General features: G+C 33.2%; 15 protein-coding genes. 12 read left to right on the forward strand and 3 right to left on the reverse strand.

All coding sequences use genetic code 11. The annotated features are described in order from the left end of the window. The first annotated feature begins 1 nt into the window (after position 1). The 12 genes from FNB79_RS08905 (at position 2) to FNB79_RS08960 (ending at position 13309) form a co-directional block, all read left to right on the forward strand. On the forward strand, positions 2-1927 hold the full coding sequence (locus FNB79_RS08905; RefSeq protein ID WP_143380984.1) for a LysM peptidoglycan-binding domain-containing protein: 1926 nt from the start codon (positions 2-4) through the stop codon (positions 1925-1927). A 4-nt stretch (positions 1928-1931) separates the two neighbouring features. Further along, positions 1932-2333: an OsmC family protein gene (locus tag FNB79_RS08910; RefSeq protein WP_143380985.1), complete on the forward strand. Its 402-nt coding sequence runs from the start codon at positions 1932-1934 to the stop codon at positions 2331-2333. 16 nt (positions 2334-2349) lie between these two features. After that, positions 2350-2595, forward strand: a complete 246-nt coding sequence (locus tag FNB79_RS08915) for a DUF3820 family protein (protein WP_185967737.1) — start codon at positions 2350-2352, stop codon at positions 2593-2595. Between the two features lie 223 nt (positions 2596-2818). Then, on the forward strand, positions 2819-4432 hold the full coding sequence (locus tag FNB79_RS08920; RefSeq protein WP_143380986.1) for a CTP synthase: 1614 nt from the start codon (positions 2819-2821) through the stop codon (positions 4430-4432). A 112-nt stretch (positions 4433-4544) separates the two neighbouring features. After that, the gene (gene yidC, locus FNB79_RS08925) at positions 4545-6446 is read left to right on the forward strand and encodes a membrane protein insertase YidC (protein ID WP_143380987.1); all 1902 of its coding nucleotides are present in this window, start codon (positions 4545-4547) and stop codon (positions 6444-6446) included. Between the two features lie 70 nt (positions 6447-6516). Continuing rightward, positions 6517-7215 carry a toxin-antitoxin system YwqK family antitoxin gene (locus tag FNB79_RS08930; RefSeq protein WP_143380988.1) on the forward strand — a complete coding sequence of 233 codons (699 nt, stop codon included), beginning with the start codon at positions 6517-6519 and terminating at the stop codon, positions 7213-7215. Positions 7216-7292: 77 nt separating this feature from the next. After that, entirely contained in the window at positions 7293-8480 is a 1188-nt protein-coding gene (mnmA, locus tag FNB79_RS08935) for a tRNA 2-thiouridine(34) synthase MnmA (RefSeq protein WP_143380989.1), read from the forward strand. A gap of 25 nt (positions 8481-8505) precedes the next feature. Then, positions 8506-10110, forward strand: coding sequence for a S8 family serine peptidase (locus FNB79_RS08940; protein WP_143380990.1), 1605 nt, complete (start codon positions 8506-8508; stop codon positions 10108-10110). Then, positions 10110-11051 (forward strand): NAD(P)H-dependent flavin oxidoreductase, encoded by a 942-nt coding sequence (locus FNB79_RS08945; protein ID WP_143380991.1) that lies wholly within the window; start codon positions 10110-10112, stop codon positions 11049-11051. Before FNB79_RS08940 ends, FNB79_RS08945 begins: the two co-directional genes overlap by 1 nt. A 65-nt stretch (positions 11052-11116) precedes the next feature. Continuing rightward, positions 11117-12490: an MATE family efflux transporter gene (locus FNB79_RS08950; protein WP_185967738.1), complete on the forward strand. Its 1374-nt coding sequence runs from the start codon at positions 11117-11119 to the stop codon at positions 12488-12490. Positions 12491-12500: 10 nt separating this feature from the next. Next, entirely contained in the window at positions 12501-12728 is a 228-nt protein-coding gene (locus FNB79_RS08955) for a hypothetical protein (RefSeq protein WP_143380992.1), read from the forward strand. A 5-nt stretch (positions 12729-12733) separates the two neighbouring features. Continuing rightward, positions 12734-13309 carry a phosphatase PAP2 family protein gene (locus tag FNB79_RS08960; protein ID WP_143380993.1) on the forward strand — a complete coding sequence of 192 codons (576 nt, stop codon included), beginning with the start codon at positions 12734-12736 and terminating at the stop codon, positions 13307-13309. Here FNB79_RS08960 and FNB79_RS08965 read toward each other — a convergent pair. Genes FNB79_RS08965 through FNB79_RS08975 form a run of 3 tightly spaced genes read right to left on the reverse strand, consistent with a single transcriptional unit; the run spans position 13299 to position 16259 of the window. Beyond that, on the reverse strand, positions 13299-14930 hold the full coding sequence (locus FNB79_RS08965; RefSeq protein ID WP_143380994.1) for an ArnT family glycosyltransferase: 1632 nt from the start codon (positions 14928-14930) through the stop codon (positions 13299-13301). The two genes, FNB79_RS08960 and FNB79_RS08965, sit on opposite strands and share 11 nt — an antisense overlap. Continuing rightward, a complete protein-coding gene (locus tag FNB79_RS08970; protein ID WP_143380995.1) occupies positions 14923-15546 on the reverse strand; it encodes a lipid-A-disaccharide synthase N-terminal domain-containing protein in 624 nt (207 codons plus the stop codon). Before FNB79_RS08970 ends, FNB79_RS08965 begins: the two co-directional genes overlap by 8 nt. After that, entirely contained in the window at positions 15546-16259 is a 714-nt protein-coding gene (locus FNB79_RS08975) for a glycosyltransferase family 2 protein (RefSeq protein WP_143380996.1), read from the reverse strand. The genes FNB79_RS08970 and FNB79_RS08975 overlap by 1 nt, the downstream gene beginning before the upstream one ends. Positions 16260-16292: the final 33 nt, after the last annotated feature.

Consider the following 16292-nt stretch of genomic DNA (forward strand, 5'->3'; position numbering starts at 1 on the left):
AATGAAAAAGTTTTTAGTTGTTTTTGCATTGCTTCTAGTGGTGACTAACAATGTTTTTGCACAAAATTATAAGACACATAAAGTTAAACAAGGTGAAAAAATAGAGGATATTGCAAAAGAATATATGATAACTGTTAATGATATATATGCAATTAATCCAAATGCTAAAAATGGTCTTAGAGCCAATATGGTTTTAATTATTCCAAATACTAAAGTTCAAGCAGAATTAAATACCGTTAAAGAACTTACAGGATATAAGCAGCACCGTGTAAAACGTAAAGAAACGTTGTATGGTATTGCTAAAGATTATAAAGTAAGTGCTGATGAGATTAAAAAAGCAAATGTCTTTTTATATTCAGAGCCCTTAAAAAAAGGAACTAAAATCAGAATTCCTGTTTTTGAGAGCAAACAAGTTTTAGAAGAAGTTGCTACAGTAGTAGACTTAACAAAACCTTACGCGGTATTACCTAAAGAAGGGAAATGGCGCGTGGCCTATAAGTTTGGAATTACAGTTGAAGATTTAGAAGCATTAAATCCAGAAATGGAAGACGTTTTAAAAGTTGGAGACACTATAAAAGTACCAAATATTCCTAATACAAATGAAAAGGTTGTTGATGAAGCTTACGATTATTATGAAGTACAACCTAAAGAAGGTTTTTACCGTTTAAAGGTTAAATTAGGATTAGAAAGAGTCGAACTGGAAACGTTAAATCCACAATTGATAAATTCAGATTTAAAAGCAGGAATGGTACTTCGTATTCCTAAAACCAAAAATAGTGATGTAATTGGAATAATATCTAAACACCGATTAAAAGTTACAAATTTATCTCATAGTACCTTCAATCCCGAAACTAAACACATCGCGATTTTAATGCCGTTTAAGTTAAATCAAGTGAGTTTAGATTCTATTCAAGTTGCAATGAATCAGGTTAGAAAAGATGGATACTTAAATTTTGCTTTAGAATTTCAAACAGGTGTTTTAATGGCTTTAGATTCTTTAAAAGCATTAGGAGTTTCTGTTAAAGTAGATGTTTACGATACCGAAAACAAAACCAGTACAATTAGTTCCTTAATTAACCAGCATAATTTTCAAGATTTAGATGCTGTTATTGGACCCTTATCGCAAGAAAGTGTAGAGTTTACTGCGCAACAATTACATGTGTATAACGTTCCAGTAATATCACCTGTAACAAAAAAAGTTACTTTAAACAGTAATGTGTTTCAATCTCGACCTAGTGAAGATTTATTAAAACAAAAAGTTTTAAATTATTTTAAATCACGAGATAGTTTGGTAAATACCATTTTAATTTTCGATTCAAAAAGCGAATCTCAAAATGAAGTACTTAAGACTGCATTTCCAGAGGGACATATTGTGAGATCGCGAAAAGATAAAGATGGAAAAGAAGCCCATTACGTACGTCAAGAAGATATAGTAAAATATTTAAAACCTGGTAAAAACGTTGTGTTTCTAGAAACAGAAGTTTCTGGATTTGCATCTAATGTAATAGGAACTTTAAATGCATTAAATTCAGATAAAACTCAAATTGTACTTGCCACTACAGATTTAAATAGTGCGTTCGAAAATAGTGAAGTGTCTAACCGACACCTTTCTAATTTACACTTTCATTTTGCCTCTATATCTAAATCTTTTGACGACGAAATAAATAACGGGTTCTTAAAATCGTATACAGATACCTACGGGGTAACGCCTGATAAAATTGCTGTTAGAGGGTTTGATTTAACTATGGATGTAGTGTTGCGTTTGGCAACCTCTACAGATTTATACAACTCGACTATAGATGCTCCGCTAACAGAATATATCGAAAATAAATTTGAGTATAAAAAAACGCCTTTTGGCGGCTATTATAACAACACGGTTTATTTGTTAGAATATAACGATTTAAAGATTGTTGAAGTAAAAAACTAAATATATGACATCTAAAGTAACTTATCTTGGTAATTTACGTACCGAGAACCTACATATTCAATCTGGAAACACTTATGTTACAGATGCACCAATAGATAATAATGGAAAAGGTGAAGCATTTTCGCCAACAGATACTGTGGCTACAGGCTTTGCAAATTGTATGATGACTGTTATGGGTATTAAAGCTAATGGTTTAGATTATAATATGGAAGGAACAACTGCTGAAGTTACTAAACATATCTCTGCAGATCCGAGACGAATCTCTAAAATTGAAGTACAATTTAATTTTCCTATAAAAGCAGATAATAAGGTTAAAAAAATCTTAGAACACACTGCTCAAACCTGTCCTGTACACTATAGTTTACATCCAGATATTGAAAAAGTTGTAACTTTTAATTGGAAGTAAATCCATATAAAATGCTATGATAGATCAGCTTAATCGAGACCTCTTAATTGAGTTGGCACATACTAAAATGCCCTTTGGTAAATATAAAGACAGGTATTTAATAGATTTACCAGAGTTTTATATTGTGTGGTATAACAACAAAGGCTTTCCTAAAGGAAAAATAGGAGATCAATTACGTATGGTCTACGAATTAAAATTGAATGGTCTTGAAGGCCTTATACGAAACATAAAACAGAAATATCCAAATCCAAAAAAGCATTAAAACAAAACTATTGTTTCAATGCTTTTTTTGTTGAAAACTTTAGCAATATTCTTGATACGTTTTTCTGCTTTATACTAATGTGTTTGTTTATAGTGTGTTGTAAAGTGGTTTTGGTAAATAAACATCTTTTTACGATGTTTATCTTTTAATCGGAATTAAAATAGATAAGGGTACTTAATTCTCAATTGTTCTTTGTAAATTTGCCTGCGTTTAAAAGCGCATCATGACAACTACAACAAAGTATATTTTCGTAACCGGCGGTGTTACTTCATCATTAGGAAAAGGGATTATAGCTGCTTCATTAGCAAAATTATTACAATCTCAAGGGTATAGAACAACCATTCAAAAATTAGATCCTTACATTAATGTAGATCCAGGAACCTTGAATCCTTACGAACATGGAGAATGTTACGTTACAGATGATGGTGCAGAAACCGATTTAGATTTAGGTCATTACGAACGTTTTTTAAATACGGCTACCAGTCAGGCTAATAATGTAACTACAGGAAGAATTTACCAAAGTGTTATTGAAAAAGAACGTCGTGGAGAGTTTTTAGGAAAAACCGTTCAAGTCATTCCTCATATCACAGACGAAATTAAAGAACGCATTCAAATTTTAGGAAATTCTGGCGATTATGATATTGTAATCACAGAAATTGGTGGTACCGTTGGAGACATTGAATCTTTACCTTATGTAGAGGCTGTAAGACAATTGCGCTGGGATTTAGGCGAAAATAATGGTCTTGTAATTCATTTAACTCTAGTTCCATTTTTATCTGCTGCAGGCGAATTAAAGACAAAACCTACACAGCACAGTGTAAAAACACTAATGGAAAGTGGGGTTCAAGCAGATATTTTAGTGTGTAGAACAGAACACAACCTACCAAAAGATTTACGTAAAAAATTAGCGTTGTTTTGTAATGTTCGCGAAGAAGCTGTAATACAATCAATAGATGCCTCTACCATTTACGATGTGCCAAATTTAATGCTAGACGAAGGTTTAGATAAAGTAGTGCTTAAAAAATTAAACTTAAATAGTAGTGTACCAGATTTAACCAGATGGAATGCCTTTTTAAAACGTCATAAAAATCCAGCATCAGAAATTACTATTGGGCTTATTGGTAAATATGTAGAGTTACAAGATTCTTACAAATCCATATTAGAAGCTTTCATTCATGCAGGTGCAGAAAATGAAGTAAAAGTTAATGTAGAACCGATTCATTCTGAATATATCAATGCCGATAATGTAAAACTAAAATTAGCCCATTTAAACGGTGTATTAGTAGCGCCTGGTTTTGGTGAGCGTGGGATTGAAGGGAAAATTGATGCGGTGCGTTATGTTAGAGAACAAAATATTCCATTTTTAGGGATTTGTTTAGGGATGCAAATGGCTGTAATAGAGTACTCTAGAAATGTGGTGGGATTAACTGATGCAAATTCTACAGAAATGGATGCGCAATGTAAAAACCCAGTAATTAGTATTATGGAGGAGCAAAAAAATATTACAGATATGGGGGGCACTATGCGTTTAGGATCTTGGGAATGTACGTTAACAGACCAAAGTATAGCTAAAAAAGTATATGGTTCTGAAATTATTGAAGAACGTCACAGACACCGTTACGAATTTAATAGTGATTACAGAACCCAAATTGAAGCTGCAGGAATGATTGCAACAGGGGTAAACCCAAAAACAAACTTGGTTGAAATTGTAGAAATACCAACACACCCATGGTTTGTAGGAGTGCAATACCATCCAGAATATAAAAGTACGGTAGCTAATCCGCATCCTTTATTTGTAGCGTTTGTTAATGCTGCTTTAAAAAATAAGAAAAAATAGTGCCAGATTGTCATAATTTAAAAAGTGGTCACCTTTTTGAGTAGCATACTCATACTACGTAATTCTACAGACTGTTCTGTAAGAGTTCAATTTATACCTAGAATATAATTAGATGGAAGAAAAGAAATTAGACCTTAATTCGGTCATAGGATTTATCCTAATCTTTGGAATTTTAATGTTTATGCTTTGGCAAAATCAGCCAACTCCAGAAGAGTTAGAAGCTCAAGAACAAGCTAAACAAGAGCAAGTAGAAGCCGAAAAAAAGGCTACCGAAAAACATGAAACCTTAAATACATCTTCTGAAGATTTTTCAGTAGCATCAGTAACCGATTCATTACAATTAGAAGCGTTAAAAAATAAATTAGGAGCTTTTGCTTATTCTTCTACATTACCATCAGCAACTAATAATGTTACTGAAGTAGAAACTGAATTATTCGATTTAAAGTTTAGTAACAAAGGTGGATTTATTTCAGAACTTAGACTTAAAAAATTCGATAATTTCGATTCTCTTCCGTTATACCTTATAAAAGATCAAAGTGCAGCTTTTAATATTACTTTTAATACTACAGATAGTCGCGTTTTAAATACTCAAGATTTATTTTTTCAACCTACAATTTCTAAAAACGGAGAAAATACTGTAGTTTCTATGAAACTTAAAGTATCTGAGTCTAAATTTTTAGAATATCGTTACGAGCTAAAACCTGATAATTACATGATGGATTTTTCAATCCGTTCTCAAGGTTTAAGCGATGTCATTAACAGTTCTCAAGTTGTTAATCTAGATTGGAAACAAAAAATGTATCGTACGGATAAAAGTGCAGACTACGAAAACCGTTACACACGTTTAACCTATCAGCACGATGGTGGAAAAATTGATAAATTAAGCCCAACTAGTGATGACGATGAAAAAGAAGAAGATGTAACTTGGTTATCTTACAGACAACATTTTTTTAGCTCTATTTTAGTTTCAGAAAAACCATTTAATACAGCCGATTTAGTTTCAGAAAATTTATTAGAAAAAGACGACGATGATGCTGTGTTTACTAAACTTTATGCCTCTACAGTTCCATTAAATATAGAAGGAGGAGAAATTAATGCCCCTTTAAAATTTTATTTTGGTCCTACAGATAATAAAATACTAAAGCAATATGCATATAATTTAGACGATAGTATACCATTTGGTTGGGGTATTTTTGGTTGGATAAACCGTTACGTATTTGTTCCAATATTTGCCTTTTTAAGTGGTATGATGCCTTACGGAATCGCTATTATAGTAATGACTATTTTAGTGAGAATAGTAATGTCACCAGTAACGTATAAATCGTATTTATCTCAGGCTAAGATGAAAATTCTGAAACCAGAAATTAATGAGATTAACGAGAAGTACAAAGATAATGCCATGAAAAAGCAACAAGAAACAATGGCGTTATACAGTAAAGCAGGAGCGAGCCCTATGGCTGGTTGTTTACCTGGTTTATTACAAATACCTGTATTTTATGCTCTATTTCAGTTTTTCCCGTCGGCATTCGATTTAAGACATAAAAGTTTCCTTTGGGCAGAAGATTTATCATCTTATGATACCATTGCAGAATTACCTTTTAAAATTCCATTTTATGGCGATCATATTAGTTTATTCCCAATATTAGCCTCTGTAGCCATTTTCTTTTATATGCGAATGACAACAGGACAACAAGCAGCATCGCAACCTACACAAGAAGGGATGCCAGATATGGGGAAAATGATGAAATATATGATTTATTTCTCTCCGTTAATGATGTTGGTGTTCTTTAATAACTATGCCTCTGGTTTAAGTTTGTATTACTTTATTTCTAACTTAATAACAATCGGGATTATGTTAGTGATTAAAAACTTCATTATCGACGAAGATAAAATTCATGCTAAAATACAAGAGAATAAGAAAAAGCCTAAAAAAGAGAATCGTTTTCAGAAGAAAATGAAAGACATGATGGAACAGGCAGAACAGCAAAAACAAATGCAAAATCGTAAAAAATAAGTTAAAGCTGCCTTAATTGGCAGCTTTTTTGTTAATTGTAGTTTTTAATAATCGTATACATTATAGTCTTATGAAAAATTTATTATCTGTATTATTAATCTGTGTCGTAGGAACATTAATGGCACAAAATGTAAACCAGTTAGATGAGAATGGAAAACGACATGGAGTTTGGAAAAAGAATTTTGAAGGTACAAAGGTATTGCGTTACGAGGGGCAATTTTCCCACGGTAAAGAAGTAGGAACCTTTAAATTTTATAAAAACCTAGGAAATAAACCGGTATTAACCGCTATAAAAACATTCGATCCTAATAGTGATATTGCAGAAGTACAATTTTTGTCATCCTTACAAAAGGTGATAAGTAAAGGTAAAATGAAAGGCAAATTATATATTGGAGATTGGCAATATTTCCATAATAATTCAGACAAAATTATGATTACCGAAACGTATAATAATAACGGTAAACTGGAAGGCGAACGTTTGGTATACTACGATAATGGTAAAATCGCAGAGCGTGCCTTCTATAAAAATGGGTTATTAGAAGGAACATCTACCTGGTATTCAGAAAAAGAGGTGGTATTAAAAGAGTTTAATTATGTACATGATAAGTTGCAAGGAAAGTCTAAATACTACGACCTAGATGGAAATTTAATAGCAGAAGGTGCTTATAAGAACGATAAAAAAACAGGGACTTGGAACTTTTACAAAGATGGCGAGTTAGAAGATTCTAAAGATTATACTTCCCATAGTAAAAATCCCTACAAACAATAAATAATACAAAAATTCCAGTTTAAATACATATCGGAATTTTTATTTTCCATGCTTAGGCGTGTAGTAAATTAAAACACATGAAACGAGTAATTGTTGGACTTTCAGGAGGTGTAGACTCTAGTGTTGCAGCATATATTTTACAGCAACAAGGTTATGAGGTTATCGGGCTATTTATGAAAAACTGGCACGACGACTCTGTAACTATTTCAGACGAATGTCCGTGGTTAGACGATAGTAACGATGCCATGTTGGTAGCAGAAAAGTTAGGGATCCCTTTCCAAACGGTAGATTTAAGCGAGCAGTATAAAGAACGTATCGTAGACTATATGTTTAAAGAATACGAAAATGGTCGTACACCTAATCCGGATGTATTATGTAATCGCGAAATTAAGTTTGATGTATTTATGAAGATAGCATTAGACTTAGGTGCAGATTATGTGGCTACTGGACACTATTGTAGAAAAGGGACTTTAAATGAAGGTGAAACAGAAACCTATCAACTTCTTGCAGGAGTCGATGGTAATAAAGATCAGTCGTATTTCTTATGTCAACTATCTCAAGACCAATTAGCAAAAGCACTATTTCCTATAGGAGAACTCACTAAACCTGAAGTTCGTAAAATTGCAGCAGAATTAGATTTAATTACTGCCGATAAAAAAGACTCTCAGGGTCTATGTTTTATTGGTAAAGTTCGTTTGCCAGAATTTCTTCAACAACAATTAAAACCTAAAGACGGGGTGATTGTTGAAGTTGAAAAAGATCATGACTACTATTTAAATACCCAAACTCAGTTTGAATCAAAGTTAGAAGAACTTAAATATTTAACTACAAAGAAAACATATTCAGTGTCCGATGGAAAAATTGTAGGTAAACATCAAGGTGCCCATTACTTTACTAAAGGACAGCGCAAAGGTTTAGGTGTTGGTGGCACAGTAGAACCTTTATTTGTTATCGACACAGACGTTAACGAAAATGTCATTTATACAGGACAAGGACATGCTCATCCAGGATTATTTAAATCGGCACTTTTCGTAACAAACGAAGAAGAACATTGGATTCGTGAAGACTTAAAACTCGAACAAAATCAGACCATGAATGTCATGGCTAGAATTCGTTACAGACAGCCCTTACAAAAAGCAAAATTATACAAAGTAGATAAAGGGTTATATGTAGAGTTTGAAACACCTCAATCAGCCATAACCGAAGGTCAATTTGTAGCATGGTACTTAGACGATGAATTAGTAGGTTCAGGAGTTATTTCTTAACTTGTAAGCACATAAACAATGTTATATGGCTTCAAGATTACTAATTTTACTTTTTATTGGTGTTCAGTTGCAGGGTTTTGCACAACAAGATGCTTGGGTTTATTTTTCCGATAAAGAACAGGTAGAGACGTCACTTGCAAACCCAACAACTATTTTAAGCCAAAAAGCAATAGAGAGAAAACAACGCTTTGGTATTAAAATAGATGCTAGAGATGTTCCTGTTAACGAAGCGTATATTACTACACTAAAAGCTTTAGATGATGTTCTGGTATTAGCAAAATCTAAATGGTTTAATGCTGTACATGTTCGAGGGAGTGAAACCGCTATTAGAGCACTTTTAAATTTCTCATTTGTTTCTGAAATTGTTTTTGCAGATAAAACACTAGCTTCTACCGCTAAAATTGTAAGTACAGGGATGTTTTTCAAACAAACGTCAACTTCAGAATTTGTGTATGGAGATACAGCTAATCAGGTAGAAATGATTCAGGTGAATGCACTACACGAAAATAATTTTACAGGAACAGGAATTACTGTTGCTATTTTAGATGCTGGTTTTCCTAATGTAAATACCATTTCAGGTTTTCAAAATTTAAGAACACATAATAATATATTGGGTGTTTATGATTTTGTAGCACGAGAAACAGATGTATACGATAATACAAAAGACGAACATGGTACTCTTGTTTTAAGTACAATGGCTGGATATATAGAAAATACATTTGTGGGTACGGCACCAGATGCTTCTTATTATTTATTTATAACAGAAGATACTAATGCCGAGAATCCGTTGGAAGAAAGTTTATGGGTTGAAGCTGCCGAACGCGCAGATAGTTTGGGCGTAGATATTATTAACTCGTCATTAGGGTATAAATCTTTCGATAATCCCAATTACGATTATAGTAATGAAGACTTAGATGGTAAAACAGCATTTATAACACAAGGGGCTAACATAGCTGCCGAAAAAGGAATTTTAGTAGTAACGTCTGCGGGAAATTCTGGTACATCCGGAGTTGGCGCACCGGCAGATTCTGAAGCCGTATTTTCAATAGGAGCCGTAGATGCTTCAGGAGAATATGCTTATTTTAGTTCTCAAGGTTCAGCAATTCAACCGTCAATAAAACCAGATGTTACAGCTCAAGGTTTAGGTAGTGTGGTTATTAATAAAACCAATCAAATAGAGACTGTAAATGGCACTTCTTTAAGTGCACCTATTTTAGCAGGTGGATTGGCATGTTTATGGCAGGCGTTACCAGAACTTTCATCTACTGCACTTATGGAATTGGTAAGAGCATCATCTTCACAATATAACAATCCAGATTATCTATTAGGGTACGGCATTCCTAATTTAGCTACAGCATATAATAATGGTATTTTAAGTGTTAGTGATGTTACAACAGGGGATAAACTATCTATGTATCCAAATCCTACTCAAAATCACGTGTTTTTCAATACAACTTTAAACGGATCTGATTTGCACATTAAGGTGTTTGATGTTTTGGGTAAATGTATATTAACAGAAACTTTAGAGACTAACGAAAGTTTAGATGTGTCTGTATTAAAAAATGGGATTTATCTTTTACAAATTTCTACAAGAAATAGAACTGTTACTAAAAAACTTATTAAAAATTAATGCAAAATACAATTACTTCACTTTTTAATATACAATATCCAATCATTCAAGCAGGAATGGTTTGGAATAGCGGATGGAAATTAGCTGCTGCAGCAAGTAATTCTGGAATTTTAGGATTAATAGGAGCAGGTTCTATGTATCCAGAAGTGTTACGTGAACATATTCAGAAATGTAAAAAAGTAACAACAAAGCCGTTTGGAGTAAATGTGCCCATGTTGTATCCTAACATTGAAGAACTTATGGCTGTAATTGTGGAGGAAGAAGTGAAAATTGTTTTTACTGCTGCAGGGAATCCAAATACATGGACGTCTTGGTTAAAATCACGTGGCATAATTGTAGTGCACGTGGTTAGTAGTGTAAAATTTGCATTAAAAGCTCAAGCTGCAGGTGTAGATGCTATTGTTGCCGAGGGTTTTGAAGCAGGTGGACATAATGGTAGAGACGAGACTACAACGTTAACCTTAATCCCAATGGTAAAAGCGAAAATAAATATCCCTTTAATTGCAGCAGGAGGAATTGCAACTGGGCAAGGCATGTTAGCGGCCATGGTATTAGGTGCAGATGGTGTGCAAATCGGAAGTCGGTTTGTGGCAAGTACAGAATCTTCAGCACATATAAATTTTAAAGAAACTGTTATTAATACTAAAGAAGGAGACACACAATTAACTTTAAAAGAATTGGCTCCTGTACGTTTAATTAAAAACAAATTTTATAACGATGTTCAAGCCTTATATGCAAAAGGTACCACTGCTGAAGAATTAAAAGTCTTTTTAGGTCGGGGGCGGTCTAAACGTGGTATGTTTGAAGGCGATTTAGAAGAAGGTGAGTTAGAGATTGGTCAAGTGGCTGGTTTAATTCACGACATTAAGCCCGTTTCAGCGATTGTGTCTAATATAATATCAGAATTTGAGCAGGCTAAGGCTCAATTATCATCTTTATAAAATTTTAATAAAAGGTAGGTTTTAGCCTGTTTTAAGTGATACCTTTGCACAACAAAAATTTAAGCGTGCTTTTATCTCAATACACCAAAGAATTTAAATACAATTGGCAACTGGCTGCTCCAGTAATGCTAGGTATGTTAGGGCATACATTTGTTAGTTTTGTAGACAATATTATGGTAGGCCAGTTAGGAACTGCAGAACTTGCTGCAGTGTCTTTAGGGAATAGTTTTATGTTTATAGCCATGTCTATAGGTATAGGATTTTCAACCGCTATTACACCTTTAATTGCCGAAGCAGATACGGCTCATGATTTTAAGTCAGGTAAATCGGCTTTTAAACACGGTTTATTTTTATGTACTTTTCTAGGGGTTTTACTATTCTTAATTCTATATTTTGCTAAACCATTAATGTATTTAATGAAACAACCTATAGAAGTTGTAGAGTTGGCTATTCCGTATTTAGATTTAGTTGCATTTTCTCTTATTCCCCTAATTATTTTTCAAGCCTTTAAGCAATTTAGTGATGGCTTGTCTATGACAAAGTACCCGATGTATGCGACAATTATTGCGAATGTGGTAAACATTGTATTAAATTATATTTTCATTTTTGGAAAATTTGGAGCACCTGCTTTTGGTATTGTTGGTGCAGCATATGGAACTTTAGTGTCACGATTTATTATGGTAGCTTTTATTTGGTGGGTGCTAAAAGGCAACAAGAAATCTAAAGATTACGTTACAAACATTAAATTTTTAGTGTTAGAGAATAGCATGATGAAGCGCATTTTTAATTTAGGAGCTCCTAGTGCTATGCAAATGTTCTTTGAGGTAGCTATTTTTACGTCTGCCATTTGGTTAAGTGGTTTGTTAGGTAAAAACCCTCAAGCAGCAAACCAAATTGCACTAAATTTGTCTTCTATGACTTTTATGGTAGCAACGGGGTTAAGTGTGGCGAGTATGGTACGAGTAGGTAACCAAAAAGGGCTTCAGAATTATCACGAATTACGTCGCATTGCATTTTCATTATTTTTAATGGGAACTTTATTTGCCATTTGCTTTGCTTTAATGTTTATGGCATTACGAACAGAATTACCTAAGATATATGTAGATTTAAACGATGTAGCCAATTTTTCAGATAACTCTGAAGTGGTACAAATTGCTTCAAATTTATTGCTCGCAGCAGCTGTGTTTCAAATTAGCGATAGTATTCAGGTGGTTGTGTTAGGTGCTTTACGTGGACTACAAGATGTGAAGGTGCCAACTATAATAACATTTATTGCGTATTGGATTATTGGGTTTCCTATTAGTTTTTATTTTGGTAAAGCCGAGCAATTAGGAAGCTTCGGAATCTGGTTGGGACTATTGGCCGGATTAACATCTGCAGCAATTTTACTTTACATAAGGTTTAATTATTTAACGAAACAATTAATTTTACAGAAATAACTTTACAACTATGGAACTTCCAAAATTTATATTAGGAGATAATACAGATTATCCAAATGCTATTTTCGTCATTCATACAGAATTTCCACGCTTTATTATCAATTTAGAAGATGATGAGGTTGAGTGGTTTGAGGATTTTGACCAAGAAGACCAGAAAGAAATAGAAATGGAAACTGAAGGATTAATTCAAAAAGCGACAGATTTTTACGATAGAGAAGTCGCGCGTTATGAAGAGTAAATAGTATGTTCGATAAATTACTGAATACAGATAAAGAATTATTTTTATATCTTAATAACTTAGGATCCGAAACTTGGGACCCGATTTGGTTGGCTATTACACATGAATATACTTTTGCTCCTTTATATGCCTTATTATTGTATTTAATTTATAAAAAGCGAGGTGTCCCGACCTTGGTTATTTCTTTAATTGTAATTGTGTGTATGGTAACTTTTACAGACCAAATGACGAATGTGGTTAAGGATACTGTGCAACGTTTTAGACCGTGTAGAACTGAAGGTGTAATGGAATATATGCGCTACATTGCAGCCCGTTGTGGACGTTATGGGTTTTTCTCTGGGCACTCATCTAACACCATGGCAGCAGCTATTTTTGCAGGTTTAGTATTAAAACCATTTTATAAAAATGCCATATATTTTTTAATGTGTTGGAGCTTAATTGTAGCTTATAGCCGTGTATATGTAGGCGTGCATTATCCGTTAGATTTAGTATGTGGTCTTACTTTCGGTGCCCTTTGTGGGTTTGGTTTTTACAAGTTGTTTACATACATCGTAAAACGTCGTGGTTTAGCTACTTTTTAGTTAAAATATAGTAACTGTCTATTAATCTAGAATTGTGTTTTCTAGATGATTTGTTTGCGATATTAATGTCATAAGTTCTTACAAAATCTACAGTATAAAAAGTACTAATATGTTGCAGTTCATCTGCTGTAAATGGTTTAGTAAGTAACCCAAAACGCTTGTCTTTAGGGAATTGAAATTTGCCATTTTCAAGGGTTATGTTTGGTAGTTTGTCTCCGTATAACCAAATCATTTCGGGCGATACATTGTCTGTTCCATAAACATTTAATTCTGCAGCTTCTGCTTCAGGTTTTAATGTTGTGATGTCGTAATAGTGTTCAGGTATTAAAGCTTTATATAATGGTAATGCAACAATAAATATAGATGCATAAAATATTACAGTTAAATAAAATATCGTTTTAATTGCGCGTTGTTTTAAGTAGTAAAGAATGCAAACCCCAATACTCATTAATATAACAGATGCTACACTAAATGTAATCCAATACCCGTGTAATTGATCTTTTAAATTTAAATAGATAATAAGCGGAAACGCAATGCCTATAGCTGCTATTAATCCGAAATTAAAAAATACAGGGATAGTCTCTTTTTTATTTTTTAATGTTTTAAAATGTCGAATTAAATAATCGATATAAAACCCCGTATTAATAGCTAATGGTATTAATACCGGCATTAAATACCTGGATTTTTTTTCAGGAATTAAGGATAGTAATACAACTGCAAATAGGGTCCAGTAAAAACTAAATCTATAGGCTTTTAAATGTTTAACTCTCGGTTTTAAATACGGATATAATAAACTTATAAAAGCAGGAATTGTCCAAATACCACTTTGGGTAAAGAAACTCCAATAATAATAAAATGGACGAATATTATAACTGCCCCAATTGCTAGTCTCTTTTTGAGTAATATGGGTAAAAGTTTCTGGGTCCATTACACGAACGTATATAAACCACCATCCGCCTACGCATAGCATGAGTAATATAACACTCACTACAGAAAAAACTTTGGGTCTAAAGTTTTTAAATTTAAACGTACTTGCATAAGCCAATATAAAAGGTAAAAATAAAGCATATAAAGAGACAGGGCCTTTACTTAAAAAAGAAAACCCTAAAAAGAGACCTGAAAGTAGTGTGTGAGACCAAAAATTTGATTGCTTTTGAAACAGTTGATACAGATGGTAGATTGCAACCATCATAAATCCATGTGCATAAATATCCCAAGGCGCTTCAATAGTAATCCCAACAGTATAAAACGCTGTAACTGCAATACAAGCATTTACAAAACTATGTTCTTTATCTTCTAAAAGTGATAACGACAATTTATAGACATAAATTCCCAATACCATGATCATGAAAACGGTAGGTAATCTTAATGCATATACTTGTATACCAAATATAGAAGCCGATATAGCCGACAACCATGTAGGCAGAGGTGGTTTTTCGTAACGTGCCTCACCATTCATAGTTGTTAGTAACCAATGGTTATCTACAAGCATCTCACGAGCGGTAATAAAGTTTCTAGCTTCCATAATAGTAACTTGCATGACATGTAAATTAGGAAGCAACATCAAAGCGATTAAGGCACACAGCGCAATAATAGGATGTTTTTCAATGATTTTAATCATGATATTTCTTTATTAGAACTAAGTTTCTGCTATAAATAATTGCCCCTAGAATATGACCAGTAAATAATACAGGATCTCTACGTAAAATGGCATAAATTAAAATGAGTATAGAACCCGCTAAGCTTAAAGCCCAAAATCCGAAAGGCAAAGTAGATTCTTTTTTCTTTTCAGAATAGATCCACTGATAAATGAAACGTAAAGTAAATACAATTTGCGAAACAATGCCTAAAATCAATAGCCATACAGGGATATTTTCGTTTTTAAATAATAAGGTGATGTCTATTTGGTTGTTATTGTAATAATAAATCACAATAAAAATAGGTACTAAAAGTAAAAACCAGCGCATGGGTTTAGGAAATTTTGTCCATTGATTTTGAAGCTGAAGGTTTCTAATGTAAATAAAATACGTTAAACTTTGTCCTAGCATAATAGCAAAATCCTGACGCAAATATCCATAAATAAAAAGTAAGAATGACGCCATTAAACTTAAGGTCCAAAATAGTGTTGGCGTAATTACTTTACGTTTTTTTTCAGACGTAATCCATTGCACAACTAAACGCGATGAGAATAGGATTTGAGCAATAAACCCTATAGTATATATAATCCAGTTGCTCATTAACTACGTGCCTTAATTTCGTAGTTAATGTACTTTTTTTTCATCCATATATACGCAAAACAGTCTACTAAAGGTCCTAAAAGTCTATTCCATAATCCAAATTTAGCTTCTCCTGCTATACGTGGAAAATGCTGTACAGGAACTTGTGTAATTTTACCGTGTTGTAATAATATCATGGCAGGTAAAAAACGGTGTAACCCTTTAAACATAGGGATACGTTTGGCATAGTCTGTTTTAATAACTTTTAATGGACACCCAGTATCGTCCATACCATCGTGTGTAAAACTTCTGCGAATTCCGTTTGCAATTTTTGAAGACATATTTTTAACAAACGAATCTTTTCTGTTAGAGCGTACACCCGTAACTAAATCGTAATTCTCAATATGTTGTAAAAGAACATTAAAATCTGAAGGTGTTGTTTGTAAATCAGAATCAATATAGCCCACTAAGGGTGTGTCTGTATAATCAAAGCCTGCTTTTATAGCTGCGCTCAATCCTCTATTTTCTTTAAAACTTATAAACTCAAAAATCTCTGAGCGTTTACAAATGGTTTCAATAATGTCCTGACTTCTATCTTTAGAGCCATCATTTACTAAAAGAATTTTGGTACGTTTCGTAGCTGTTTGGGCATAAGCAGTAAGCTCTTGCTCGACACGCAATAAATTGTCTTCTTCATTATAAACGGGGACTATAATGGTGAATTGGTAACTCATAGATAAAAACTTGAAAATACAAATGTATTCTTT

Source organism: Formosa sediminum (assembly GCF_007197735.1).
GTDB lineage: Bacteria > Bacteroidota > Bacteroidia > Flavobacteriales > Flavobacteriaceae > Formosa > Formosa sediminum.

Coding starts and splice junctions, on each gene's coding strand:
- FNB79_RS08905 (WP_143380984.1), top strand. CDS start 2: ATGAAAAAGTTTTTAGTTGTTTTTGCATTGCTTCTAGTGGTGACTAAC.
- FNB79_RS08910 (WP_143380985.1), top strand. CDS start 1,932: ATGACATCTAAAGTAACTTATCTTGGTAATTTACGTACCGAGAACCTA.
- FNB79_RS08915 (WP_185967737.1), top strand. CDS start 2,350: ATGATAGATCAGCTTAATCGAGACCTCTTAATTGAGTTGGCACATACT.
- FNB79_RS08920 (WP_143380986.1), top strand. CDS start 2,819: ATGACAACTACAACAAAGTATATTTTCGTAACCGGCGGTGTTACTTCA.
- yidC (WP_143380987.1), top strand. CDS start 4,545: ATGGAAGAAAAGAAATTAGACCTTAATTCGGTCATAGGATTTATCCTA.
- FNB79_RS08930 (WP_143380988.1), top strand. CDS start 6,517: ATGAAAAATTTATTATCTGTATTATTAATCTGTGTCGTAGGAACATTA.
- mnmA (WP_143380989.1), top strand. CDS start 7,293: ATGAAACGAGTAATTGTTGGACTTTCAGGAGGTGTAGACTCTAGTGTT.
- FNB79_RS08940 (WP_143380990.1), top strand. CDS start 8,506: ATGGCTTCAAGATTACTAATTTTACTTTTTATTGGTGTTCAGTTGCAG.
- FNB79_RS08945 (WP_143380991.1), top strand. CDS start 10,110: ATGCAAAATACAATTACTTCACTTTTTAATATACAATATCCAATCATT.
- FNB79_RS08955 (WP_143380992.1), top strand. CDS start 12,501: ATGGAACTTCCAAAATTTATATTAGGAGATAATACAGATTATCCAAAT.
- FNB79_RS08960 (WP_143380993.1), top strand. CDS start 12,734: ATGTTCGATAAATTACTGAATACAGATAAAGAATTATTTTTATATCTT.
- FNB79_RS08965 (WP_143380994.1), bottom strand. CDS start 14,930: ATGATTAAAATCATTGAAAAACATCCTATTATTGCGCTGTGTGCCTTA.
- FNB79_RS08970 (WP_143380995.1), bottom strand. CDS start 15,546: ATGAGCAACTGGATTATATATACTATAGGGTTTATTGCTCAAATCCTA.
- FNB79_RS08975 (WP_143380996.1), bottom strand. CDS start 16,259: ATGAGTTACCAATTCACCATTATAGTCCCCGTTTATAATGAAGAAGAC.